This is a genomic window from Streptomyces sp. L500, assembly GCF_054551825.1.
The window spans coordinates 337,429-360,411 of record NZ_JBTOLC010000002.1 but is presented as its reverse complement, the minus strand read 5'-3'; the positions used below and the strand labels follow the sequence as shown (position 1 = coordinate 360,411).

Here is a 22,983-nt window from a genome sequence, read left to right as displayed (position 1 = left end):
AGGGAAACAGATGCCGACCATTAGGTTAGGCTAACCTCATGCGACTCGTCGTCGAACAGCTCACCGCCGGATACCCCGGCCACCCGGTCGTCCACGGCGTGGACCTGACCGTCCCCGAGGGACAGGTCGTCGCCGTCGTGGGGCCCAACGGCTGCGGCAAGTCCACCCTGTTGCGCTCCATCGCCCGGCTGCACCAGCCGGACTCCGGCACGGTCCGGATCGGCGATGCCGACATCTGGCGGCTCACCCCGCGCAGGGCGGCGCACCGCATCGCGCTGCTCCCCCAGTCGCCCCAGGCACCCGAGGCCGTGACCGTCGCCGGGCTCGTCCGCTACGGACGCCACCCCCACCAGGGCCTCTTCCGCCAGTGGTCGCGCGAGGACGAACGGGCCGTCGAGGCCGCGCTGGAGGCCACCGGCACCACCGCGCTGGCCGGGCGCCGGCTCGACCAGCTCTCCGGCGGCCAGCGCCAGCGGTGCTGGCTGGCCATGGTCCTCGCCCAGGAGACGCCCGTCGTCCTGCTGGACGAGCCGACGAGCGCCCTCGACCTGGGGCACGCCGTCGACGTCCTGGAACTCGTCCGCGAGGTCGCCGCGGCGGGCCGCACGGTCATGATGGTCCTCCACGACCTGGCGAGCGCCGCCCGCTACGCCGATGTGATCGTGGCCATGCGGGACGGGCGCGTCGTCGCCCACGGCCCCTCCCGCGAGGTCGTGGACGCCGCCCTCGTCCGCGAGCTCTACGGCGTCGAGTCCGACATCCTGGCCGCCCCCGGCGACGGCTCCCCCGTCGTCGTCCCCGCGCCGCGCCGGCCCGCCGCCGCCCGGGCGGTCCGGGCGGCGTGAGTCACCCCGGCCGGCCCCACGACTCCGGCCACGGGCCCGTCACTTGACGAGCTCCAGGACGGGTATGCCCGGCACCTCCATCCCGAAGGTCTGGGCGTAGAGGGAGAGTTCCGCCTCCAGCGCGCGCACGATGTTGCGCTGCTCCCGGAGGCCGTGGCCCTCGCCCTCGAACGCGAGGTACGCGTGCGGCACGCCCCTGCCCTCGACCGCCGCCAGGAACCGCTCCCCCTGCTCGGGCGGGCAGACCGGGTCCTCCAGGCCCTGGAGCAGCAGGAAGGCCGCGGTGAGCCGGTCCGCCCGGGATATCGGCGAGCGCTCCCGGTAGCGGTCGGGGACGTCGGCGAGCGGGCCGACCAGGTACTCCGGATAACGCGACTCCAGGTCATGGGTGCCGCCCGCCGCCATCACCGACAGGTCCAGCACCGGGAAGCAGATGGCCCCGCAGGCGTAGAGGTCCGAGGACACCAGCGAGGCGGCCGTCGTCCAGCCGCCCGCGCTGCCGCCGCGTATCGCCAGCCGGGCCCGGTCGGCGCCGCCCTCCTCGGCCAGCGCCTCCGCGACGGCCGCGCAGTCCTCCACGTCCACCACGCCCCACCGCTCCCTGATCCGGTCGCGGTAGGCCCGCCCGTAGCCGGTGGACCCGCCGTAGTTGACCTGGACGACGCCGATGCCCCGCGAGGTGAAGTAGGCGATCTCCAAGTCGAGCACCAGCGGCGCCCGCCCGGTCGGCCCGCCGTGCGCCCACACCACGTACGGCGGCGCCTGATCGGCGGGTGCCGTGTAATCGGGGCTGTGCGGCGGATAGACATGGGCGTGGACGTCCCGCCCGTCCGGCCCGGTGAAGGTGCGGATGAGGGGTTCGGGGTAGTAGGCCGGGTCCACCGCGTCCCGGTGCCGGGCGCCGATCGCGCGGGCCCTGCCCGTACGGACGTCGAGCTCCACCACCTCGTAGCCGCTGCGCGGGCTGGCGGCCACCCCCACGACCCGCGAGCCGTCGGCCGCCAGGGTCGCGGCCCACTCCGTCCACGGCCCGGCGGCGTCCACCAGCTCCCCGGTGTCGGGGTCGAGGATCCCCAGCCGCTGGGCGCCCCGGCCGTGGACGACGGCCACCAGCCCCCCGGCCAGCGGGGCGAACCAGCTCAGCCCCGCCCGCCACAGCGCCCCCGCGAACTCCTCCTCGCGCGGGCAGAGGTTGACGCCCTCCCCCGTCTCCGGGTCCACCCGGTACGGATTCCACCACCCCGTACGGTCGGTCACCGCCAGCAGCGACCCGTCGTGCGCCCACTCCACCTGGGCGACGGCCTCCGTCGCGCCGCCCAGCACCGTCCGCGCGCCCGTCAGCAGGGCGCCGCCCGCGCCCTCCGTGACCTCGGCGACCTTCAGCTCCGTGCCCTCCCAGGGCATCCGGGGGTGGTCCCACGCCAGCCACGCCGCCCGCCGGCCGTCCGGGGAGAGCCGGGGCCCGGTGACGAAACGGCTGTCGTCACCGGTGAGCTCGCGCACCGCCGCGCGCTCCTCGGCGGCCGAGCCGTCCAGCGGCACGGCGGCTATCAGCCGCCGCAGCCGGTCCGGCCCCTCCCCGGTGAACTCCTCCAGCACGCACCACACTTCGCCGCGCTCCGGCAGCAGCACCGGATCCGCCCAGCGCAGCCCGCCGCCCACGGACGACACCGGCGTCAGCGGCCGGGGCCCGCCGCCCGCCGGGCCGTCCGGCTCCCACACGTACAGCCGCTGGTCCGCGAAGTGGACGAAGACCACCAGCGGCCCGCCGGACGGGCGGGGCACGGCCGCCCAGGGGCGGCCGCCGTATTCCATGACCCGGCTGCGGACGTTCCACGGCGCGGCCAGGGCCGGGCCCTCCTCGCCGCCGGAGCGCCGGCGCACCAGGGCCGACCGGCCGCCCTCCGCCGGACAGGAGGTCACCCACCACACTTCGTCACCGACCGTGCCCACGAACTCCGGCCGGCCGTCGTGCGCCGCGGCGAGCGCGGCGTCGATCGGGGACCGCCAGGCTCCGTAGGGCGCCGTGGACACCATGATTGCTACGCCTCCCAAGTAAAGTGATCCGAACTCGCTGTGCTCATGTGCTCATGTGCTCATCAAGAAGTGGTCGAGCACCCGGACGCCGAAGTGCAGCGCCTCGACGGGCACACGCTCGTCGACGCCGTGGAACATCGCCTGGTAGTCGAAGCCGGCCGGCAGCCGGACCGGTGAGAAGCCGTAGCCGACGATGCCCAGGCGGGAGAACTGCTTGGCGTCCGTGCCACCCGACATGCAGAAGGGCACCACGTGCCCCTCCGGGTCGAACGCCTCGATCGCCGCGCGCATCCGCTCGAACACCGGGGCGTCCACCGGCGCCTGGAGGGCGACCTCCCCGTGGTAGTGCTCCCACTCCACGTCGGGCCCGGTGAGCCGGTCCATCGTGGCGCGGAACTCCTCGGCGCCGCCCGGCACCGTCCGCCCGTCGACGAAGCCGACGGCGACCCCCGGGATGACGTTGACCTTGTAACCGGCGTCCAGCATGGTCGGGTTGGCGCTGTTGCGGACCGTCGCGGCCACCAGCGCTGCCGCCTTGCCGAGCTTGCCCAGCAGCTCGTCCAGGTCCAGCCCGGGGGCGTCCACGTCGACGCTGATGCCCTGCACGGCCGCGATCTCCCGCAGCGCGGCCCGGACCGTCGGCGTGAGCCGCACCGGCCAGCGGTACTCCCCGATCCGGGCGATCGCCGCGGACAGATTGACCACCGCGTTCCGCGGGTTGATCTTCGAGCCGTGCCCGGCGGTGCCCCGCGCGGTCAGCTTCACCCAGGCGGAGCCGCGCTCCCCCGCGCCCACCGGATACAGCCGCAGCCCCCCGTCGGCGTGGAAGGTGTACCCGCCGGACTCGCTGATCCCCATCGTGCAGCCCTCGAAGAGCACGGCGTGCTCATCGGCGAGGAAGCCCGCGCCGGGCACCCCGCTGTCCTCCTCGTCGGCGGTGAAGGCCAGCACGATGTCACGCGGCGGGCGCACCCCGGCCCGGGCCCAGGCGCGGACGACGGCCAGGACCATCGCGTCCATGTTCTTCATGTCTATGGCGCCCCGGCCCCACACCACCCCGTCCCGGATCTCCCCCGAGAAGGGGTGGACGGTCCAGTCGGCGGGCTCCGCCGGGACCACGTCCAGATGGCCGTGGACCAGCAGGGCCTCCGCGCCCCGATCGCGGCCGGGCACGCGCGCGACCACATTGGTGCGGCCGGGATCCCGCTCCAGCAGCACCGGCTCGATGCCCACTTCGGCCAGCCGCTGGGCGACGTACTCGGCGGCCGGCCGCTCCCGGCAGTCGCCACCGCCCCGGTTGGTGGTGTCGATACGGATGAGGTCCGAGGTGAAGCTCACCACCTCGGCCAGCGCCCGCTCGTCGATTCTGTCGATACCGTCTCTGTCGATATCGCCCCTGTCGATACAGTCCGTCCGCACACCCGGCGGCCCGGACCCCGGACCCGGCCCCCCGTCGCCCCCGTGCGTCTCCTCAGCAGCCATACCGCTCCTCCACCGCGACCGGCGCGAGCGCCGTGACACCCTGGAGCGGCGGATTGCCCCGTCCATGACGATCGTCACCGGCCACCGGCACTATCAGCACACCGTATGCGCCGGTGGCCGGGGAATCGGGCAGGCCCTCGCCCGCCCGCGCCCCGTTCACCCGGACGCCATTGGCCGCCGTGGTGCCCGCCGAGATCAGGATCTTCATGCCCCGTCACGTTACGCGTCCGCGAACACCCCGACCAGGCCTGTGGATAACTCCGGCCGTCCGTACCGGCACAGTCGACGCGGGCGGCTCAGCGGGCCCGGGCCGCTCAGCCGTCTCCCCCGGCCGGCGCGTCCGCGCGGCCCGCCACGAACCAGTGGGACGGCAGCATGATCCGCCTGCCGTCCGTGTGGAAGCCGGTCATGGCGAGCTCCGTCTCCCCCTCGGCGAGGATCGCGAGCCCGGCCGCGCGCAGCAGCGCGGCCACCTCGCCGCCGGACGCCGCCGCCGGCCGCAGGTCGTGGGCGAAGACGCGCCGGACCTTCTCCGCCGTGTCGCCGGTGGCCCCGGCCGCCTCCGCGATGACGTCCCTCGCGGCCGGTTCGAGCTCCACCACGAAGGCGCGGCCCCGCGCGCCCACGAGCTCCGCGACCGCCGCCGCGACGGCCGGCCGGTCCCCGGGATCGCTCTGGTGGATGACCGCCCGCAGGTACACATGGCTGTCGCCCAGGCGCTCGTGGAGGGCCCGGACCGCCGCCGTGTCCACCAGGTCCAGCCGCTCGTACGCGGCGAGCCCCTCCGGGTCCGCGCGGCGGGCGTGCTCCACCGCCGCCCGGGACAGGTCGACGCCGATCGCGCGCGGGAAGTGCCCGGCCAGCCAGCGGGTCCGGGTGCCGTTGCCGCAGCCCAGGTCGACGACGGGCAGCGGGAGTTCCCCGGGGAGCGCGAGCAGCGCCGGATGCGCCTCGGCGGCGGATTCCGGGGCCGAGTCCCAGATCACCTCGCCCGGCGCGCCGGAGGAGGCGCCCCAGAAGCCCTCCCACGCGTTCAAGTAGCGCTCCGTCACACTCATGGGCGCACCAGCGGCATCTCGAACCACACCGTCTTTCCCCGTCCCGAGTGACTGGCGCCCCATTCGCGCGCCAGTGCACTCACTACCCGCAGCCCGCGCCCGTATTCGTCCTCCTCTCCGGTACCCATCAGCGCCGGCAACGTGTGGTCGTCGTCCGTGACCTCGCACAGCAGCACGTCCGTGCGCACCAGCCGCAGCCCCACCCGGCCGGTGCGGGCGTGCCGCACGGCGTTGCCGACGACCTCCCCGGCGAGGACCTCCGCCGTCGCCGCCGCCTCGTCCAGGCCCCAGGCGGCCAGTTGTGCGCGCACCAGCCGCCGGGCGCGGGGCGCCTCGTGGAGCTCGGGCGCCAGCTCCCACTCGGCCACGTGCTCGGGCGGGACGCCGTTGAGGCGGGCCATGAGCAGGGCCACGTCGTCGTCGCGGCCGCCACGGGTGTTGAGGGCGCGGATGATGGTGTCGCAGGCGTCGTCCATGGACGCGGCGGGGTGGGCGGCGGACTCGCACAGCGCGGCCAGGCCCGCGCCGATGTCCTGCCCGCGCACCTCCACCAGGCCGTCGGTGCACAGCACCAGCCGGTCCCCGGGGGCCACCTCGACCGTCACCGTCTCGAAGGGCACCCCGCCCACGCCGATGGGCGCTCCGGTGGGCAGTTCCAGCAGCCGGCTGCGCCCGTCCTCGGCGCGGACGAGCACCGGCGGGATGTGCCCGGCGTTGCCGATGGTGAGCTCGGAGCGGATGGGGTCGTAGACGGCGTAGAGGCAGGTGGCCAGGTAGTGCTCGCCGAGCCGCTGCGCGAGGTCGTCGAGGCGGCGCAGCAGCTGCCCGGGCGGCAGGTCGAGGGCCGCCATGGTCTGCACGGCGGTGCGCAGCTGACCCATCATGGCGGCGGAGTGGAGGCCGTGGCCCATGACGTCGCCGACGACGAGGGCGGTGCGGGAGCCGGGGAGCTTGACGCTGTCGAACCAGTCGCCGCCGACCCGGCCGAGGCGGGTGCCGGGCAGATAGCGGGTGGCGGTGTCACAGCCCGGCATGCGCGGGGTGAGCTGCGGCAGCATGCTGTCCTGGAGGGTGTCGGCGACGTTCTCCTGGTGGGTGTACATCCGGGCGTTGTCGAGGACGAGCCCGGCGCGGGCGGCGAGTTCGGCGCCGGTGGTGCGGTCCATGTCGTCGAAGGGCGCGCGGTCGGCGCGGCGCAGGAGCACCATGAAGCCGAGGACGACGTTCCGGGCCTTGAGGGGCACGACGAGCAGGGAGCGCTCGTTGATCAGGGGCCGCAGGTCCCGCTTCTCGAACTGGGCGGAGATCCGGTCCCCGAGCTCCTCGCCGATGCGGGGGATGAGGACGGGCTCGCCGGTGACCATGCACCGGAAGAACGGGGTGTGCTCGGGGAAGGCGATGGCCTCGCCGACGGGGACGGTGTCGTCCCAGCGGCCGGGCTCGTCGTTGTGCTCGACCCAGACGCGGTGCCAGACGGTGGTGACGTCGGGCGGGCCGTCGGGGAAGCCCTCGCCGGCGAGGACGGCGGCGCGCAGGTGCGTCCCGGCGAAGTCCGCGAAGCGGGGCACGGCCGCGCTGGTGACCTCGCGGATGGTGCGTGCGAGGTCCAGGGAGGTGCCGATGCTGCCGCTGACCTCGTTGAGGAACTCCAGGCGCTCGCGCACGGCGGCGTGTTCGAGGTCGGGTAAGGATGACGCGGGGTCGCCGACGGGGGTTCTGCCGGACTCTCCCGCCGTGGCCGCCCGCGCCGCCCGATTGTGCCGGTACCGGCGCTCGGCGCGCCGGGGCACGCCCCAGTCCGGGGTGACGGGCACCTGGCGGAGCCGGTTGAACTCCAGGACGGGGTAGCCCAGTTCCAGTACCTGGGAGACGATGCGCCCGCTGGTCGCGGGGCCCATGGCGGGCAGGATGTCGGGGAGGCGCCGGGCGAGCTCCTCGGCGTCGGGGAAGGCGGTGTGCGGGGCGAATCCGGGCACGGCCGCCTCCCGGCCGCCGGGGTCGCCCTCGGCGGCCAGCACGAGGAGCCGTGCGGGGCCGCAGCCCACGAGGGGGTAGGCCCACCAGAGCACGTCGATCCGGCCGCGTCCGGGGACGTCGCAGCGGGCCCGGCCGGCGCTGGGGTGGCCGGGCAGCCCGGAGAAGGCGCCGCATATGGGCATGAGGTCGCCGGCGGGGCGGCCCAGGGCCGCCTCCTTGCCGTGCCCGAACAGCCGGCTCGCTCCGGAGCTCCAGTGGGTCACCAGCCCCGTGCCGTCGGCCACGGCCACCGCGAGCGGGATCCGCCCGGGGGCGGGCCGTCGCCACGCGGGGGCGGACTCCGGCGTACCAGGCTCCATGGGCGGTCGCTCCTTCGTACACGTACCCCAGATCTTCGCCACCGTCCTCCACGGTAGGCCCCGGGAGGGAGCGGGGTGCGGTATTCGGTGAAGAGGACGCGCGCCGGGGCGTGTTCGTCCCCGCGAGGGGCGCGCGGCCGCGCGCGGTCAGTCGGCGTGCCCCAGCAGGAGGTCCCGTTCGGTGCGGCCGCCGCCCGCGACCTGGAGGACGGTGGCGACGGGCGGGTAGCCGGCGGCGACGACCGTGTACTCGCCCGCCGAGAGGTCCACGAAGCGGAACGTGCCGTCGGCGCCGGTGATGGCGGAGTCCACGACGTTGCCCGCGGCGTCCAGCAGGGTGACGCGGGCGTCCTCGACGGGCCGGCCGCCGCTGGCCCGTACGGTGCCGCGCAGGACGGCGCCGCCCGCGAGTTCGATGTCCTGGCGGGTCTCCCGGGCGGACTGGACGCTCACGGGCAGGGCGGCGGGCCGGAAGGCGGGGGCGCTGCACGCGAGGGTGTACTCGCCCGCGACGAGTTCGTCGATGACGTAGCCGCCGTCGGGGCCGGTGCGGGTGGAGGCGACGACCTCGCCGTGGACGTTGGTCAGGGTGACGAGGGCCTCGCGCACCGGGGTGCCGTCGGCGGTGGTGACGGTGCCGGCCAGCCGTCCGGCGCCGCCGAGGACGACGTCGAGCTCGACGGGCCGTTCCCCGACGGTGACGGTGACGGCCTGCGGCTGGTGGCCGCCCGCGGCGGCGATCAGGACGTAGCTGCCGGTGCCGGGGGTGCTCAGCGCGTACCGGCCGTCCTCCCCGCTGGCGCCGCGGCCGATCTGACGGCCCTGGATGTCGATGAGGGTGAGCGCGGCGCGCGGCACGGTCGTGCCGTCGTGGTGCTGGACGGCGCCGGTCACGGGGATGCCCGCGACGAAGTGCGGGGGCTCGGTCGGGGGGAGGACGGTGCGCGCGGAGGGGATGGCGGCTTCGGCTGCGTTGTGGGACACCAGTGGTTTCTCTTTCAGCAGGAAGGCGAGCAAAAAGCCCACGATGAGCACCGGTACGAGGTAGAGGAAGATCCGCGGCATGGCGTCGGCGTAGGCCCGGACGTAGCCGTCGCGCAGGGGGGCGGGCAGGGCGTGCACCAGCTGGGGGGTGAGGGAGTCCGGGGCCGGGAGGGCGGTGCGGGGCGGCAGTTCGGCGACGAGGGCGTGCTCGAGGCGGCGGGCGAAGAGGGTGCCGAGGACGGCCGCGCCGAGCGAGCCGCCGAGCTGCCGGAGGTGGTCGTGGGCGCCGGTGGCGGTGCCGACGTCGGCGGGGTGCGCGGAGTTCTGCACGGCCAGGACGAGGACGGGCAGGGCGAGGCCGATACCGACGCCGAGGATGGCCATCCAGAGGCTGTAGACGAGCCGGCCGGTCTGGACGTCCAGGTGGGACAGCAGGTACATGCCCTCGGCGGAGAGCGCGCCGCCGAGGATGGGCAGGAGCTTGTAGTGGCCCGTTCGGCTGACGAGGTGGCCGGCGACGAGCGAGGCGGCGACGATGCCGCCCATCATGGGCAGCATCAGCAGCCCGGACTCGGTGGCCCCCACGCCGTCGACCATCCGCAGGAAGGTGGGCAGGCAGTCGGCAGCGCCGAAGAGGGCCACCCCGGCGATCACGCCGAGGAGCGTGGTGACGAGGAAGACGGAGTCCCGGAAGAGCCGCGGGGGGATGATGGGTTCGGCGGCGAAGTGCTCGACCATGACGAAGAGCAGGGCGGTGCCGAGCGCGCCGGCGGCCAGGCCGAGGACGGTCCGGGAGGTCCAGTCGTAGGTGGTGCCGCCCCAGGTGGTGAGCAGTACGGCGCAGGTCGAGCAGGCCGTCAGCAGCAGCGCCCCCAGGACGTCGAAGCGGGCCCGGCGCGTGGGGCGGGGCAGGTGGAGCGCGCCGGCGACGACGGCGAGGGTGAGCAGCCCGAAGGGGACGTTGACGTAGAAGCACCAGCGCCAGGAGGCCCGGTCGGCGAAGAAGCCGCCGAGCAGGGGGCCGGCGACGGAGGCGAGTCCGTAGGCGGCACCGATGGCGCCCATGTGGTGGCCGCGCTCCCGGGGCGGGACGAGGTCGGCGACGAGGGCCTGGACGCCGATGAGGAGCCCTCCGGCTCCGACGCCCTGGACGGCGCGGAAGGCGATGAGCTGGTCCATGGAGTGCGACCAGCCGGCGAGGGCGGAGCCGACGACGAAGACGGCGAGCGCGAAGAGGAAGACGGTCTTGCGGCCCCGGAGGTCGCCCAGCTTGCCGTAGAGGGGGAGGGTGACGGTGGCGGTCAGCAGATGGGCGGTGACCGCCCAGGACATCCGGTCGAGGCCGTGCAGCTCCCCGGCGATCCTCGGCAGCGCGGTGGCGACGACGGTCTGGTCCAGCGCCGCGAGCAGCAGCGTGAGCATCAGGGCGGCGAAGACCAGCCGCGTCCGGGCCCGGCCGGGTTCGGGGAGCGGGTCGGCCGGCGCCGGCGGCGAGGGGGGCAGGGTGAGCGTCCTGTCGCTCTTCTCCAAGGTGGCCTCGAAGGTGGACCCGCCCACGTAACTTCTCCCCTCGTCGCGCCTGCGTTGCCGCCCATTTCTCGCATTACGCGACAACGGCCAGCAAGCGCGACGATTTGTCGGGGAGCGCCGGGCACGGCACTTTCTGCCGGTCGGAGGCGGTTTGGGCACAGCGGGGCCGGGCCGGGAAAACCACTCGAACCGGTGAGCCCGGACCGGTCCGGTCCGGGCGGTCCCGTTCGGCCCGCGCTCAGCCCGCGCTGGGCCCGCCCTCCACCTCGGCGGCGAGGCGGGCGAGCACGGCGTCGTAGATGCGGCCGAGGCCCTTGGGGGCGAAGGCGCGCTCGAAGAAGCCGCCGATGCCGCCGGCGCCCTGCCAGGTGGTGGTGACGACGACCTTGGAGCTGCCCTCGCCGGCCGGGGTGACGGTCCAGGTGGTGACCATGGAGGAGTTGCGGTCCTTCTCCACGAGCCGGCCGTCGGTGGGCTCGTCGACCTCCAGGAGGCAGTCGCGCACCCGCTTGCTGGTGGCCTGGAGCTTCCAGTGGACGAGCGTGCCCTTGCCGTCGCCGCCCTCGCGCACCTCGTATTCGCTGAAGTGCTCGGGCAGCAGCTTGGCGCGCGTGCCGCTGTAGTCGGCGAGGGCGTCGAACACGTCCTCCGCGCCCGCCGCGATGATCCGCTCCGTCGTGGCCTCGACCTGGCCCATGGCTAGTCCTCCGGGACATTGAGAGAAGTGCTGTCTTGCCGCTTTACCGCGGGTGCGCGCAAAGCCAATCACCATCGGCGCGACCACCCAAAATCCGGGGGCGGCCGACTCCGGCCCGCACTAACCTCCGCACATGGTGACCATACGGACCATGACCGCAGCCGACGTGGACGAGGTGGCGGAGATCCGGGTGAGCGGCTGGCGGACGGCGTACGCGGGGATCGTGCCGCGGGGGTATCTGGACGCGATGGACCCGGTGGCGAACGCGGCGGCGCTCCGCGAGCGGCTGGCGTCGGGGAGCGAACCGGCGGCGGACGAGACGGCGGTGGACGCGGTGGCCGAGGCGGCGGGGGCCGTGGTCGGCTGGGCCTGCTTCGGGCACTGCCGCGACGCCGACCGGCCACCCGGCACGGGCGAGTTGTACGCGCTCTACGTCCGCCCCGACCTGATCGGCACCGGCGTCGGCCGGGCCCTGTGGATCGCGGCGCTGGAGGGACTGCGTGAGCTCACGGGGCACGAGGGGGCGCGCGTGGCGCTGTGGGTCGCCAAGGACAACGCGCGCGCCCGCCGCTTCTACGAGCGCGCCGGCTGCCGGCCCGACGGCGCCGAGCGGTCGGCGGAGTACGCCGGGACGGCCGTGCCGGAGGTCCGCTACGTGCTGGACCCGCTCCGCGCCCCCTGAGCCCCGCCGCGCCCGGCCAGCCGGGCCAGGGCCGCGACGGCGGCCGGGCGCAGCCGTTCGTGCTCGCGGGCGGCGACGAGCGTGGCCTCGGCGCGGCGGTCGCCGAGGGCGCCGAGGCCCTCGACGCAGGCGCGGGCGATCGGCCAGCAGTGGTCGCGGGCCGCCAGCAGCCGTTCCAGGGTGGTGAGCAGGGCGGGCACGGACTCGGGGGCGCGCAGCTCGGTGAGGAGCCGGACGGGGTGGAGGGCGTAGGCGGTGCGCAGGGGGTTGGTGACGAGGGCGGCGGCGGCGCGGGCGGTGCGGGGGTCGCGCAGCCGGGCGAGGGCGTGGGCGGCGGTGGCGCAGCGCACGGGCTCGCGGTAGTTGAGGAGGAGGACGAGCGTCTCGAAGGCGCGGCGGTCGCCCTTGACGCCGAGGGCGAAGGCGGCGATCTCCCGGGCCCACAGGGGGCGTTCGGGGGCCACCAGGACCTCGGCGAGTTCGTCGCGCGCGGCGGCGTCGTCGGCCCGCACGAGCGCGAGCAGCCGTTCGTAGGCCGTGAATTCGGCCGGGGAGACCAGTTCGGCCCGGACCCGGCGCGACAGCGCGCGGAATTCCTCGTCCATGTCCCGCTCTCCTCCCCGAGTGGCCTGGACCACATCGTAAGTCGCGCGTACGACCCCTGGCGCTCTTGGTTACCCGTGAGTTAATCTCCCGGCAAGAGCAGTACCCCGCTCCGGCGCCCGGTGACGCGGCCGCCGAGAGCGTTGACGTCGGTTCGGTGATCTCCCGAGTACGGCGCGCCCCGGGACAGGGCCCGCCGGTCGTACAACTCCCTTCCGCGGACTTCGTGGACCTCCTTTCGTCCGTCCCGGAAGCCAGGCCGCCGCCCTTGCGCGGAGCCGCCGACCGCCGTCCGCTCCCCCTCGCGCGGGGGAACACCTTCTGGAGTCTCGCGATGGACCGTACGTCCACCCCTGAGCCGTCCTCCCTCAGCCCGAAGTCTCTCAGGACCGTCGCCGTGATCGGGCTCGGCACGATGGGTACCGGCATCGCCGAAGTGCTCACGCTGGCCGGCCGCGAGGTCGTCGGTGTCGATGTCAGCGACGCGGCGGCCCTGCGGGCCGGCGCGGCGCTGGAGACCGCCACCGCCCGCGCGGTGGAGCGCGGCCGGATCACCGAGCCCGAGCGCCGGGCCGCGCTCGCCCGCTTCCGGACCGCCACCGAGCTGACCGCGGCCGCCGACGCCGATCTGGTGATCGAGGTCGTGCCGGAGGACTACGACCTCAAGCACGAGGTGTTCACCGCCCTCGACGCGGTCGTGCGCCCCGACGCGATCCTGGCGACCGGGACCAACGCCCTGTCGGTGACCCGGCTGGCCGCCGACTCGGCGCGCCCGGAGCGGGTCCTGGGCCTCCACTTCTTCAACCCGGCACCGGCGATGAAGCTGGTGGAGATCGTCTCCTCGGTGCTCACCGACCCGGGCGCCGTGGCCGCCGTCACCGAGCTGGCCCACGAGCTGGGCAAGGAGCCGGTCGCGGTGGGCGACCGGCCCGGATTCGTCGCCGACGGGCTGCTGTTCGGCTATCTCAACCAGGCCGCCGCGATGTACGAGGCGCGCTACGCCAGCCGCGAGGACATCGACGCGGCGATGCGGCTGGGCTGCGGGCTGCCGATGGGGCCGCTGGCGCTGCTGGACCTGATCGGCGTGGACACGGCCCGGACGGTCCTGGAGGCGATGTACGCCGCCTCGCGGGACCGGCTGCACGCGCCCGCGCCGGTCCTGGGGCAGCTGGCGGCGGCCGGGCTGACCGGCCGCAAGGCGGGGCGCGGCTTCTACACCTACGAGGCCCCCGGCTCCTCCGCCGTCGTGCCGGACGCCTTGACCCCGCCCCCGCCGGCCGCCCGGGCCGGGGGGCGCGCGGTGGACCGCGTCGGCGTGGTGGGCTCGGGGACGATGGCGAGCGGCATCGCCGAGGTCTTCGCCAAGGCGGGCCTGCCGGTGGTGCTGGTGGCGCGGACGCCCGAGAAGGCGGAGGCGGCCAAGGGGCGGATCGCGAAGTCGCTGGCGCGCGCGGTGGAGAAGGGGCGGCTGACGGCGAAGGAGCGGGACGCCGCGCTCGCGGCCGTGACCCCGGCGGGCTCGCCGGACGCGCTGGCCGAGGTGGACCTGGTCGTGGAGGCGGTGGCGGAGGACCTGGACGTCAAGCGGGAGCTGTTCGCCGCGCTGGACAAGGTCGTCAAGCCGGGCGCGGTGCTGGCCACCACCACCTCCTCGCTGCCGGTCGTCGCCGTCGCCCGGGCCACCTCGCGGCCGCAGGACGTCGTCGGGATGCACTTCTTCAACCCGGCGCCGGCGATGAAGCTGGTCGAGGTGGTGCGCACGGTGCTGACCGCCGACGACGTCCACGCCACCGTCCGCGCGGTGTGCGCCCGGATCCGCAAGCACCCGGTGGACTGCGGGGACCGGGCCGGATTCATCGTCAACGCCCTGCTGTTCCCGTATCTGAACAACGCGGTCAAGATGGTCCAGGAGCACTACGCCTCGCTGGACGAGATCGACGCGGCGATGCGGCTCGGCGGCGGCTATCCGATGGGCCCCTTCGAACTGCTCGACGTCGTGGGCCTGGACGTCTCCCTGGCCATCGAGAAGGTGCTGCACCGCGAGTTCCGGGATCCGGGGCTGGCGCCCGCGCCGCTGCTGGAGCACCTGGTGGCGGCGGGCTGCCTGGGCCGCAAGACCGGCCGCGGCTTCCGCGAGTACGCGAAGGCCTGACCGGCCGGTGCCCGGTGAGGGGGCGGGGTGGGGCGGACTGCTGGATCCCCGGACAGGTCCGTCCCGCCACGCCTGCACGGACGCGTGTTACGTTCCCCACATGTCCCAGCCCGCCAAGTCCGCCCGCGTACCGCGCGGGGCCACCGTCGAGTCAGGAGGAGCCCCGGGCCCGAAGGCCGCCAAGGAACCCCGAGAGACCGGCGCCGGCGCCCGCCGCGCCGCCGCCCAGCGGCTCACCATGCGCCGCAAACTGGCCACGGCGGCGATGGAGTTGTTCGCGACCAAGGGCTACGAGGCGACGACCGTCGACGAGATCGCCGCCACGGCCGGCGTGGCCCGGCGCACGTTCTTCCGCCATTTCCGCTCCAAGGAAGAGGCGATCTTCCCCGACCACGACGACACGCTCGTCCGCGCCTCCGGCGTGCTGGACGCCGCGCCACCGCACGAGAACCCGCTGGACACCGTCTGCCGGGGGATCAAGGAGGTGATGCGGATGTACGCGGCCTCTCCCGCCGTCTCCGTCGAGCGCTACCGGCTGACCCGTGAGGTGCCCGCGCTGCGCGAGCGCGAGATCGCCTCGGTGGCCCGCTACGAGCGGCTGTTCACCCGCTATCTGCTGGGTCACTTCGACGAGGCCGCGCACCACGCCGGGGACGACGACCCGCTGCTGGCGGAGGTCGCCGCCTCGGCCGTGGTCACCGCGCACAACCACGTGCTGCGCCGCTGGCTGCGCGGGGGCGCCCAGGGCGATCTGGAGGCCCAGCTCGACCACGCCTTCGCCATCGTGCGGGAGACGTTCGGCACGGGCATCGGCGCCGGGCGCGCCGACCGGGAGGAGGCCCCGGCCGCCTCGGCGCGGGCCCAGGGCGAGGTGCTGGTGACGGTGGCGCGGACGGACGCGCCGCTGGACGAGGTCATGCGGGCGATCGAGAAGGCGCTCAAGACAAAGCGGAACTGACAGCGGCGGCCCACTCGTGCTATCCACGTGACCCGTGGACGACGCGAGCGGGCCGCCCCCGAATCCAGCCGTGCGCAACACCTTGAACGGCGGCACGGCACGGGATGTCATCCAAGCCGGGGTCGTCAATCTCGTCCCACCGACCGCGACCCCCCGGGCGCTCAGCGGGCTGCCCCCACGGCCGGGCGGCCTGGCCGGACGGGCGGAACCGCTGGGGCGGGTCCTCGCCGCCCTGCGCCCCCGGTCCGCGGAAGGCACGGGTTCCCTGGCCGTCCTGGGGCCACCCGGGGCCGGTAAGACGGCCCTCGCCCTGGAAGCCGCCCACCTGGCCGTGTCGCGCGGCTGGTTCCCGGGCGGTGTGCTGTACGCGGACCTGCGCACCCACCATCACGGACGATCCGCCACATACGAGGAGTTGCTGGGTTCCTTCCTCCGGATGCTCGGCGTCGCCGACGGCGACGTGCCCACCTCCCGAACCGGCCTGGAGGCACTGCTGCGGACCCGGCTGCGGGAGCAGGAGGGCGCCGTGCTGGTGCTGCTCGACGACGTGGGCGGCCCTGAACTGGTCGCCCCGGTCCTGCCCACCCTGTGCCGGCACCGTCTGCTGGTGACGGCCCGCGAGCACATCGAGCTGGACGGGCTGGACACCCTGCGCCTGGGGCCCCTCGACCCGGCCGGCTCACGCGCCATGCTGACCGCGGTCCTCGACGGCCCGGACCTGGCCGCGTTGTCCCCGGCCGAACTCGACGAACTGGCCGGTCTGTGCGGGCATCTCCCTTTGTCCATGCGCGTGGCGGCAGGCCGCATCCGGGAGGAGGGCACCCCAGAGGCGCTGCTCGCGACACTGCGCGTAGAGACGGAGCGGCTCGCCGAGCTGGATCTCGGCGAAGGTCTGAGCGTCCGGGCCGCCTTCGACGCCTCCTACCGGTCCCTGGACGACGCGGACGCCCGCTGCTTCCGCCTGCTCGGCCTGCATCCGGGCACAGAGATCGACGAGGAGTCCGCCGCCGCGCTGACGGCCGTGCCGGTGACCGAGGCCCGGCGCGCCCTGCGCCGGCTGTGCCGCTACGGCCTGCTCCAGCCCGCCGGTGACGCCCGACGGGTGCGCTTCCACGACCTGCTCCGACTCTACGCACGCGAGCGGGTGGCCGACGGCCCGCCGGATGAGGCGGAAGCGGCGGAGACTCGCTTGTCCGAGCACTGGGAACGCGGAATCGGCACTCGTGACGTGGCGTGGCTGGACCGGGAGTCGGCGTCCCTGCTGGCGGCGGTGGAGCGGGCGGCCCGTCATGGGCGCCACGAGCAGTTCCGGCGTCTCGCCGTGCCCCTGACGAAGCATCTCGTACGGCGGGCGCGGCTTCCCGAAGCACTGCTCGTCCAGTCGCTACGCGTCGCGGACGTCCAACGCGTCGGCGATCGGGCGGCCGAGGTCGATCTGCTGCTGGAGATGGCCCGGATGTACGACGCCCTGGGCCGCGAGGACGAATCGTCGGCCTGCCGGGCGGGTGCCACCCGCATCGGCAACCAGATCGGACTGGTCTTCGGCCATGGCGGGCTGGAGCAGGAAATGGGTGATGCCCTCGCCGAGTCGGGCAGCGCCAGGCTCGCCGCGTCGGCTCATCGGTCGGCAGTCCGGTGGCATCTCCTGCGTCGGCAACCCCGCTTACAGGTTCTCTCGCTGATCTCCTTGAGCGAGGACTACGCTCGGCTGAAGCGGACGGCCGCGGCCGGCCGCGTCCTGAGGCGCGCGGCGCGCGTCGCCGCACGGGCCTCCGATCACGCGGGCCTGGCCCGCGTCCACCTCGGCCTGGGCCGGTTACGGGAGCTGTCCGGGGACCTGCGCGCGGCGCTGGCGTATTACGAGAGCGCACTGGCGCAGGCCGAGGAGCAGGGACTGGTCGCGGAACGCACGGCCGCCCGTCGGCGGATCGCCGGCGTGGCGCGAGGCACCGGGGACGAGGAAGCGGACTCCCGGCGGCCGAACGAACCGGACGTCCCCCCGCCTCCCCGGCCCTCGCCCTACCGACTGACGGTCGTCGACCGTCTCCGGGTCTTCGGGCTGCCGGTCCTCACCGTCGGAGGCGCCCTCACCGTGCTGACGAGCACCGTCGTCTCTCCGGAGCCGCACCTCTCGTGGGGGGCGCTGTTCTGGGCTGTGGCCACGGCCGCCCTGGTCGTGTCGGCCCGGTGCGAGTACCGGGTATGGGCGACGAAGCGCGACGGCGGGGACTACGGCTGGGCCATGTTCATCCAGGGGTGCTGCACGATGGCGGTGGTGGTGCTCTCCGTCATCGGCGCCCTCACGAACGCCATGCCCAGGCACCGCCTCCTCTTCATTCCTCCCGCCCTCTCTTTCCTCGTCGGGCTCACCCCGTCGATGCGGGATTTCCTGCGCGGCCTGCGAACAGGCCGCGGACAGTGACAGATCGATGGAAACCGGTACACGCACTGCGCTCGTTCGTGCCCTCCGGATGACATCTGAGAGAAATTGTTGGCACGCAGTGTCTTGTCGAGTGGCACGCGGTGCCATACCTTGTCGGTGTCCGGGCGGCCGGCGCACCGACCACCGTCGAGCGCCGACTGTCCCCGCAGACCCTGTCGTGCGCGCCCGGACGCCTGCGTCACCAGGCATCGCTTCCTCCGCGCCACCCCGCGCGGGAGCACCATCCGCCGGACCGACGGCACCACCCCCTCGCTCCACCCGCAGTCGCCGCTCCACCCCCGACGTTCCCTCAAGCCCGTTCCCACGACGTGCTTCGCCGGAGGCAAACCGTGAACCAGATCCTGGACGCCATCCTCGCGCCCGACAGCCGCGCCGAGGACTTCGCCGCGCTCCCCCTGCCCGAGTCGTACCGCGCGGTGACCGTGCACAAGGACGAGGCGGACATGTTCGCCGGGCTCCCCACCCGGGAGAAGGACCCCCGCAAGTCCCTCCACGTCGAGGAGGTCCCGGTGCCCGAACTCGGGCCCGGCGAGGCCCTGGTGGCCGTCATGGCTAGCTCCGTGAACTACAACTCGGTGTGGACCTCGATCTTCGAGCCCGTCTCCACCTTCGCCTTCCTGGAGCGCTACGGAAAGCTCTCCCCCCTCGGCAAGCGGCACGACCTGCCGTACCACGTCATCGGCTCCGACCTCGCCGGCGTCGTGCTGCGCACCGGGCCCGGCGTCAACGCCTGGCGGCCCGGCGACGAGGTCGTCGCCCACTGCCTCTCCGTGGAGCTGGAGTCCGCCGACGGGCACGACGACACCATGCTCGACCCGGAGCAGCGCATCTGGGGCTTCGAGACCAACTTCGGCGGACTGGCCGAGATCGCCCTGGTGAAGTCCAACCAGCTGATGCCCAAGCCGAAGCACCTGAGCTGGGAGGAGGCGGCCGCCCCCGGGCTGGTGAACTCCACCGCCTACCGTCAGCTGGTCTCCCGCAACGGCGCCGGGATGAAGCAGGGCGACAACGTCCTGATCTGGGGCGCGAGCGGCGGACTCGGTTCCTACGCCACCCAGTTCGCGCTCGCGGGCGGCGCCAACCCCATCTGTGTCGTCTCCAGCGAGCAGAAGGCGGAGATCTGCCGGCGGATGGGCGCCGAGGCGGTCATCGACCGCAGCGCCGAGGGGTACCGCTTCTGGAAGGACGAGCACGAGCAGGACCCGCGCGAGTGGAAGCGGCTCGGCAAGCGCATCCGCGAGCTCACCGGCGGCGAGGACGTGGACATCGTCTTCGAGCACCCCGGCCGCGAGACGTTCGGCGCCTCCGTCTACGTCACGCGCAAGGGCGGCACCATCGTCACCTGCGCCTCCACCTCCGGCTACAACCACCAGTACGACAACCGCTATCTGTGGATGTCACTGAAGCGGATCATCGGCTCGCACTTCGCCAACTACCGCGAGGCGTGGGAGGCCAACCGGCTGATCGCCAAGGGGAAGATCCACCCGACCCTGTCGAAGACCTACACCCTCGCCGAGACCGGCCAGGCGGCGTACGACGTCCACCGCAACCTCCACCAGGGCAAGGTCGGCGTGCTGTGCCTCGCCCCGGAGGAGGGCATGGGCGTCCGCGACGAGGAGATGCGCGCCCGGCACGTCGAGGCCATCAACCGCTTCCGGAATGTGTGACGTCATATGACTCAGCGTCAGAAGGATCGTCCGTGGCTGATGCGGACGTACGCCGGGCACTCCACGGCCGAGGCGTCCAACGAGCTCTACCGGCGCAACCTCGCCAAGGGCCAGACCGGCCTCTCGGTCGCGTTCGACCTCCCGACGCAGACCGGCTACGACCCCGACCACGTCCTCGCCCGCGGCGAGGTCGGGCGGGTCGGGGTCCCCGTCGCCCACCTCGGCGACATGCGGCGGCTGCTGAAGGACATCCCGCTGGAGCGGATGAACACCTCCATGACCATCAACGCCACCGCCATGTGGCTGCTGGCGCTGTACCAGGTGGTCGCGGAGGAGCAGGGCGCCGACATCGCCCAGCTGCAGGGGACGACGCAGAACGACATCGTCAAGGAGTACCTCTCGCGCGGGACGCACGTCTTCCCGCCCGGGCCCTCCCTGCGGCTGACCACCGACATGATCGCCTACACGGTGGACCGCGTCCCCAAGTGGAACCCGATCAACATCTGCAGCTACCACCTCCAGGAGGCGGGGGCCACCCCCGTCCAGGAGATCGCCTACGCGATGTCCACGGCCATCGCCGTCCTGGACGCGGTCCGGGACTCCGGCCAGGTGCCGGCCGAGCGCTTCGGCGACGTCGTCGCCCGTATCTCCTTCTTCGTCAACGCGGGCGTCCGCTTCATCGAGGAGATGTGCAAGATGCGCGCCTTCGGCCGCATCTGGGACCGCGTCACCCGGGAGCGCTACGGCATCGAGAACCCCAAGCAGCGCCGCTTCCGCTACGGCGTCCAGGTCAACTCCCTCGGGCTGACCGAGGCCCAGCCGGAGAACAACGTCCAGCGCATCGTGCTGGAGATGCTCGCCGTCACCCTCTCCAAGGACGCCCGCGCCCGCGCCGTGCAGCTGCCCGCCTGGAACGAGGCGCTGGGCCTGCCCCGCCCCTGGGACCAGCAGTGGTCGCTGCGCATCCAGCAGGTCCTCGCCCACGAGAGCGACCTGCTGGAGTACGAGGACATCTTCGCCGGCTCCCATGTGATCGAGGCCAGGGTCGAGGCGCTGGTCACCGAGTGCCTGGCCGAGATCGAGCGGATCCAGGAGATGGGCGGGGCGATGGCCGCCGTGGAGTCCGGCTACCTCAAGGCGCGGCTGGTCTCCTCGCACGCCGAGCGGCGGGCCCGCATCGAGTCCGGCGAGGAGAAGATCGTCGGGGTCAACTGCTACGAGGCGACCGAGCCCAGCCCGCTGACCGCCGATCTCGACACCGCCATCATGACCGTCGACCCGGCCAACGAGGCCCGCGTGGTCGCCGCCCTCCACGCCTGGCGCGACGACCGCGACGAGGGCCGCGCCCAGGAGGCCCTCTCCGCGCTGAAGAAGGCCGCCGCCGGCACGGAGAACCTGATGACCGCCACCCTGGAGTGCGTCCGGGCCGGCGTCACCACCGGCGAGTGGTCCTGGGCCCTGCGGGACGTCTTCGGCGAGTTCCGCGCCCCCACCGGCGTCGGCGGCGCCCCCCTGGCCGTGGCCGCCGAGGCCGGCAGCCCGCTCGCGGCCGTCCGCGAGAAGGCCCGGCGCACGGCCGAGGACCTGGGCGTCGGCAAGCTGCGGCTGCTGGTCGGCAAGCCCGGCCTCGACGGCCACTCCAACGGCGCCGAACAGATCGCCGTACGGGCCCGCGACGCGGGCTTCGAGGTGGTCTACCAGGGCATCCGGCTCACCCCGGAACAGATCGTCTCGGCGGCCGTCGCCGAGGACGTCCACTGCGTGGGTCTGTCGATCCTCTCCGGCTCGCACACCGAGCTCGTCCCCGACGTGCTGGCCCGGCTGCGCGAGGCGGGGTCGGACGACATACCCGTGATCGTCGGTGGCATCATCCCGTCCGCGGACGCCACCGCCCTCAAGGCGGCCGGTGTCGCGGCCGTCTTCACCCCGAAGGACTTCGGCATCACGGAGATCATCGGCCGTATCGTCGACGAGATCCGCACAGCGAACAGCCTCGACCCCCTGGAGGTCACCGCATGACCGGCACCACCCCCGCCCCCGGCAACCGTCTCCGCCCGCGCCGCTCCTGCCTCGCCGTCCCCGGCAGCAACCCGCGCTTCCTGGAGAAGGCCCAGGGCCTCCCCGTCGACCAGGTCTTCCTGGACCTGGAGGACGCCTGCGCCCCGCTGGCCAAGGAGGGCGCCCGGCACACGGTCGTCGACGCGCTGAACAAGGGCGACTGGACGGGCAAGACCCGGGTCGTGCGGGTCAACGACTGGACCACCCACTGGACGTACCGCGACGTGATCACGGTCGTCGAGGGGGCCGGGCCCAACCTCGACTGCATCATGCTGCCCAAGGTGCAGGACGCCCAGCAGATCGTCGCGCTGGACCTGCTGCTCACCCAGATCGAGAAGACGATGGGCTTCGAGGTGGGGCGCATCGGCATCGAGGCGCAGATCGAGAACGCCAGGGGCCTGGTGAACGTGGACGCGATCGCGGCCGCCTCGCCCCGGCTGGAGACGATCGTCTTCGGGCCGGCGGACTTCATGGCGTCCATCAACATGAAGTCGCTCGTGGTCGGCGAGCAGCCGCCCGGCTACCCGGCGGACGCCTACCACTACATCCTCATGCGCATCCTGATGGCCGCCCGCGCCAACGACCTCCAGGCGATCGACGGCCCCTACCTCCAGATCAAGAACGTGGACGGCTTCCGCGAGGTGGCCGGCCGCGCGGCCGCCCTGGGCTTCGACGGCAAGTGGGTGCTCCACCCCGGCCAGGTGGACGCCGCCAACGAGGTCTTCTCCCCCTCCCAGGAGGACTACGACCACGCCGAGCTGATCCTGGACGCCTACGACTGGTGCACCTCCGAGGCCGGCGGCAAGAAGGGCTCGGCGATGCTCGGCGACGAGATGATCGACGAGGCGAGCCGGAAGATGGCGCTCGTCGTCGCCGGCAAGGGCCGCGCCGCCGGAATGGTCCGCACCTCCGTGTTCGAGATCCCGGAGGCGTGAGCGATGCAGTTCGGCCGCACCTATGAGGAATTCACGGTCGGTGACGTCTACAAGCACTGGCCCGGGAAAACGGTCACGGAATACGACGACCACCTGTTCTGCCTGCTGACCATGAACCACCACCCGCTGCACCTGGACGCCCACTACGCCGGGGGGACCACGGATTTCGGGAAGAACGTGGTGGTGGGGAATTACGTCTACTCCCTGCTGCTGGGCATGTCGGTGCCCGATGTCTCGGGAAAGGCGATCGCCAATCTGGAGATCGAGTCGCTCCGGCACATAGCGCCGACCTTCCACGGCGACACCCTCTACGGCGAGACCAGGGTGCTCGACAAGACCCCGTCGAAGTCGAAGAGCGACCGCGGGATCGTCCACGTCGAGACGATCGGCTACAAGCAGGACGGCACCGTGGTCTGCGTCTTCCGGCGCAAGGTGATGGTGCCCACCGCCGAGTACATCGAGAAGCGCGGCGGGGAGCAGCCCGGCCGCCCCGAGCCGATCATCCGGGAGAAGTGA

General features: G+C 73.5%; 17 protein-coding genes. 9 read left to right on the top strand and 8 right to left on the bottom strand.

The window, feature by feature from the left end; genetic code table 11:
- The first annotated feature begins 38 nt into the window (after positions 1-38).
- Positions 39-845, top strand: a complete 807-nt coding sequence (locus ACX9I7_RS04520; protein WP_358625176.1) for an ABC transporter ATP-binding protein — start codon at positions 39-41, stop codon at positions 843-845.
- A gap of 39 nt (positions 846-884) precedes the next feature.
- On the opposite strand, the gene ACX9I7_RS04515 is transcribed toward ACX9I7_RS04520, so the two are convergent.
- The 7 genes from ACX9I7_RS04515 to ACX9I7_RS04485 all read right to left on the bottom strand — a co-directional run bounded on the left by ACX9I7_RS04515 (position 885) and on the right by ACX9I7_RS04485 (position 10,969).
- The gene (locus ACX9I7_RS04515) at positions 885-2,882 is read right to left on the bottom strand and encodes a S9 family peptidase (RefSeq protein ID WP_387567368.1); all 1,998 of its coding nucleotides are present in this window, start codon (positions 2,880-2,882) and stop codon (positions 885-887) included.
- Positions 2,883-2,933: 51 nt separating this feature from the next.
- On the bottom strand, positions 2,934-4,271 hold the full coding sequence (locus ACX9I7_RS04510; protein ID WP_459386638.1) for a M20/M25/M40 family metallo-hydrolase: 1,338 nt from the start codon (positions 4,269-4,271) through the stop codon (positions 2,934-2,936).
- A gap of 82 nt (positions 4,272-4,353) precedes the next feature.
- A complete protein-coding gene (locus ACX9I7_RS04505) occupies positions 4,354-4,572 on the bottom strand; it encodes a hypothetical protein (RefSeq protein WP_387567366.1) in 219 nt (72 codons plus the stop codon).
- Positions 4,573-4,678: 106 nt separating this feature from the next.
- Positions 4,679-5,422: a methyltransferase domain-containing protein gene (locus tag ACX9I7_RS04500; protein WP_459386545.1), complete on the bottom strand. Its 744-nt coding sequence runs from the start codon at positions 5,420-5,422 to the stop codon at positions 4,679-4,681.
- A complete protein-coding gene (locus ACX9I7_RS04495; RefSeq protein ID WP_387567362.1) occupies positions 5,419-7,758 on the bottom strand; it encodes an ATP-binding SpoIIE family protein phosphatase in 2,340 nt (779 codons plus the stop codon). Before ACX9I7_RS04495 ends, ACX9I7_RS04500 begins: the two co-directional genes overlap by 4 nt.
- Before the next feature lie 147 nt (positions 7,759-7,905).
- The gene (locus tag ACX9I7_RS04490) at positions 7,906-10,272 is read right to left on the bottom strand and encodes an MFS transporter (protein WP_387568359.1); all 2,367 of its coding nucleotides are present in this window, start codon (positions 10,270-10,272) and stop codon (positions 7,906-7,908) included.
- A gap of 238 nt (positions 10,273-10,510) precedes the next feature.
- Positions 10,511-10,969, bottom strand: a complete 459-nt coding sequence (locus ACX9I7_RS04485; protein ID WP_387567360.1) for an SRPBCC family protein — start codon at positions 10,967-10,969, stop codon at positions 10,511-10,513.
- Between the two features lie 151 nt (positions 10,970-11,120).
- Here ACX9I7_RS04485 and ACX9I7_RS04480 point away from each other — a divergent pair, with 151 nt between their 5' ends.
- Positions 11,121-11,651, top strand: coding sequence for a GNAT family N-acetyltransferase (locus ACX9I7_RS04480; RefSeq protein ID WP_459386544.1), 531 nt, complete (start codon positions 11,121-11,123; stop codon positions 11,649-11,651).
- Here the strand turns inward: ACX9I7_RS04480 and ACX9I7_RS04475 are convergent.
- Complete coding sequence (locus tag ACX9I7_RS04475; RefSeq protein ID WP_189448542.1) at positions 11,621-12,256, bottom strand: HEAT repeat domain-containing protein; 636 nt, start codon at positions 12,254-12,256, stop codon at positions 11,621-11,623. The genes ACX9I7_RS04480 and ACX9I7_RS04475 overlap by 31 nt on opposite strands.
- A gap of 332 nt (positions 12,257-12,588) precedes the next feature.
- On the opposite strand from ACX9I7_RS04475, the gene ACX9I7_RS04470 reads away from it, so the two are divergent.
- From ACX9I7_RS04470 to ACX9I7_RS04440, 7 genes are all read left to right on the top strand, one after another.
- Positions 12,589-14,406 carry a 3-hydroxyacyl-CoA dehydrogenase family protein gene (locus ACX9I7_RS04470; protein ID WP_387567356.1) on the top strand — a complete coding sequence of 606 codons (1,818 nt, stop codon included), beginning with the start codon at positions 12,589-12,591 and terminating at the stop codon, positions 14,404-14,406.
- A 100-nt stretch (positions 14,407-14,506) separates the two neighbouring features.
- Entirely contained in the window at positions 14,507-15,364 is an 858-nt protein-coding gene (locus tag ACX9I7_RS04465; RefSeq protein ID WP_459386543.1) for a TetR family transcriptional regulator, read from the top strand.
- 70 nt (positions 15,365-15,434) lie between these two features.
- Positions 15,435-17,786, top strand: a complete 2,352-nt coding sequence (locus ACX9I7_RS04460) for a tetratricopeptide repeat protein (RefSeq protein WP_459386542.1) — start codon at positions 15,435-15,437, stop codon at positions 17,784-17,786.
- Positions 17,787-18,136: 350 nt separating this feature from the next.
- The gene (gene ccrA / locus ACX9I7_RS04455) at positions 18,137-19,474 is read left to right on the top strand and encodes a crotonyl-CoA carboxylase/reductase (protein ID WP_387567352.1); all 1,338 of its coding nucleotides are present in this window, start codon (positions 18,137-18,139) and stop codon (positions 19,472-19,474) included.
- Between the two features lie 6 nt (positions 19,475-19,480).
- Complete coding sequence (locus ACX9I7_RS04450; protein WP_459386541.1) at positions 19,481-21,493, top strand: protein meaA; 2,013 nt, start codon at positions 19,481-19,483, stop codon at positions 21,491-21,493.
- The gene (locus ACX9I7_RS04445) at positions 21,490-22,467 is read left to right on the top strand and encodes an HpcH/HpaI aldolase/citrate lyase family protein (RefSeq protein ID WP_387567348.1); all 978 of its coding nucleotides are present in this window, start codon (positions 21,490-21,492) and stop codon (positions 22,465-22,467) included. Before ACX9I7_RS04450 ends, ACX9I7_RS04445 begins: the two co-directional genes overlap by 4 nt.
- A gap of 3 nt (positions 22,468-22,470) precedes the next feature.
- Positions 22,471-22,983: a MaoC family dehydratase gene (locus ACX9I7_RS04440; protein WP_387567346.1), complete on the top strand. Its 513-nt coding sequence runs from the start codon at positions 22,471-22,473 to the stop codon at positions 22,981-22,983.

Excerpts from the sequence above, each read along its gene's own strand:
- ACX9I7_RS04520 (WP_358625176.1), top strand. The coding sequence starts at position 39 with ATGCGACTCGTCGTCGAACAGCTCACCGCCGGATACCCCGGCCACCCG.
- ACX9I7_RS04515 (WP_387567368.1), bottom strand. The coding sequence starts at position 2,882 with ATGGTGTCCACGGCGCCCTACGGAGCCTGGCGGTCCCCGATCGACGCC.
- ACX9I7_RS04505 (WP_387567366.1), bottom strand. The coding sequence starts at position 4,572 with ATGAAGATCCTGATCTCGGCGGGCACCACGGCGGCCAATGGCGTCCGG.
- ACX9I7_RS04500 (WP_459386545.1), bottom strand. The coding sequence starts at position 5,422 with ATGAGTGTGACGGAGCGCTACTTGAACGCGTGGGAGGGCTTCTGGGGC.
- ACX9I7_RS04495 (WP_387567362.1), bottom strand. The coding sequence starts at position 7,758 with ATGGAGCCTGGTACGCCGGAGTCCGCCCCCGCGTGGCGACGGCCCGCC.
- ACX9I7_RS04485 (WP_387567360.1), bottom strand. The coding sequence starts at position 10,969 with ATGGGCCAGGTCGAGGCCACGACGGAGCGGATCATCGCGGCGGGCGCG.
- ACX9I7_RS04480 (WP_459386544.1), top strand. The coding sequence starts at position 11,121 with ATGACCGCAGCCGACGTGGACGAGGTGGCGGAGATCCGGGTGAGCGGC.
- ACX9I7_RS04475 (WP_189448542.1), bottom strand. The coding sequence starts at position 12,256 with ATGGACGAGGAATTCCGCGCGCTGTCGCGCCGGGTCCGGGCCGAACTG.
- ACX9I7_RS04470 (WP_387567356.1), top strand. The coding sequence starts at position 12,589 with ATGGACCGTACGTCCACCCCTGAGCCGTCCTCCCTCAGCCCGAAGTCT.
- ACX9I7_RS04465 (WP_459386543.1), top strand. The coding sequence starts at position 14,507 with ATGTCCCAGCCCGCCAAGTCCGCCCGCGTACCGCGCGGGGCCACCGTC.
- ACX9I7_RS04450 (WP_459386541.1), top strand. The coding sequence starts at position 19,481 with ATGACTCAGCGTCAGAAGGATCGTCCGTGGCTGATGCGGACGTACGCC.
- ACX9I7_RS04445 (WP_387567348.1), top strand. The coding sequence starts at position 21,490 with ATGACCGGCACCACCCCCGCCCCCGGCAACCGTCTCCGCCCGCGCCGC.
- ACX9I7_RS04440 (WP_387567346.1), top strand. The coding sequence starts at position 22,471 with ATGCAGTTCGGCCGCACCTATGAGGAATTCACGGTCGGTGACGTCTAC.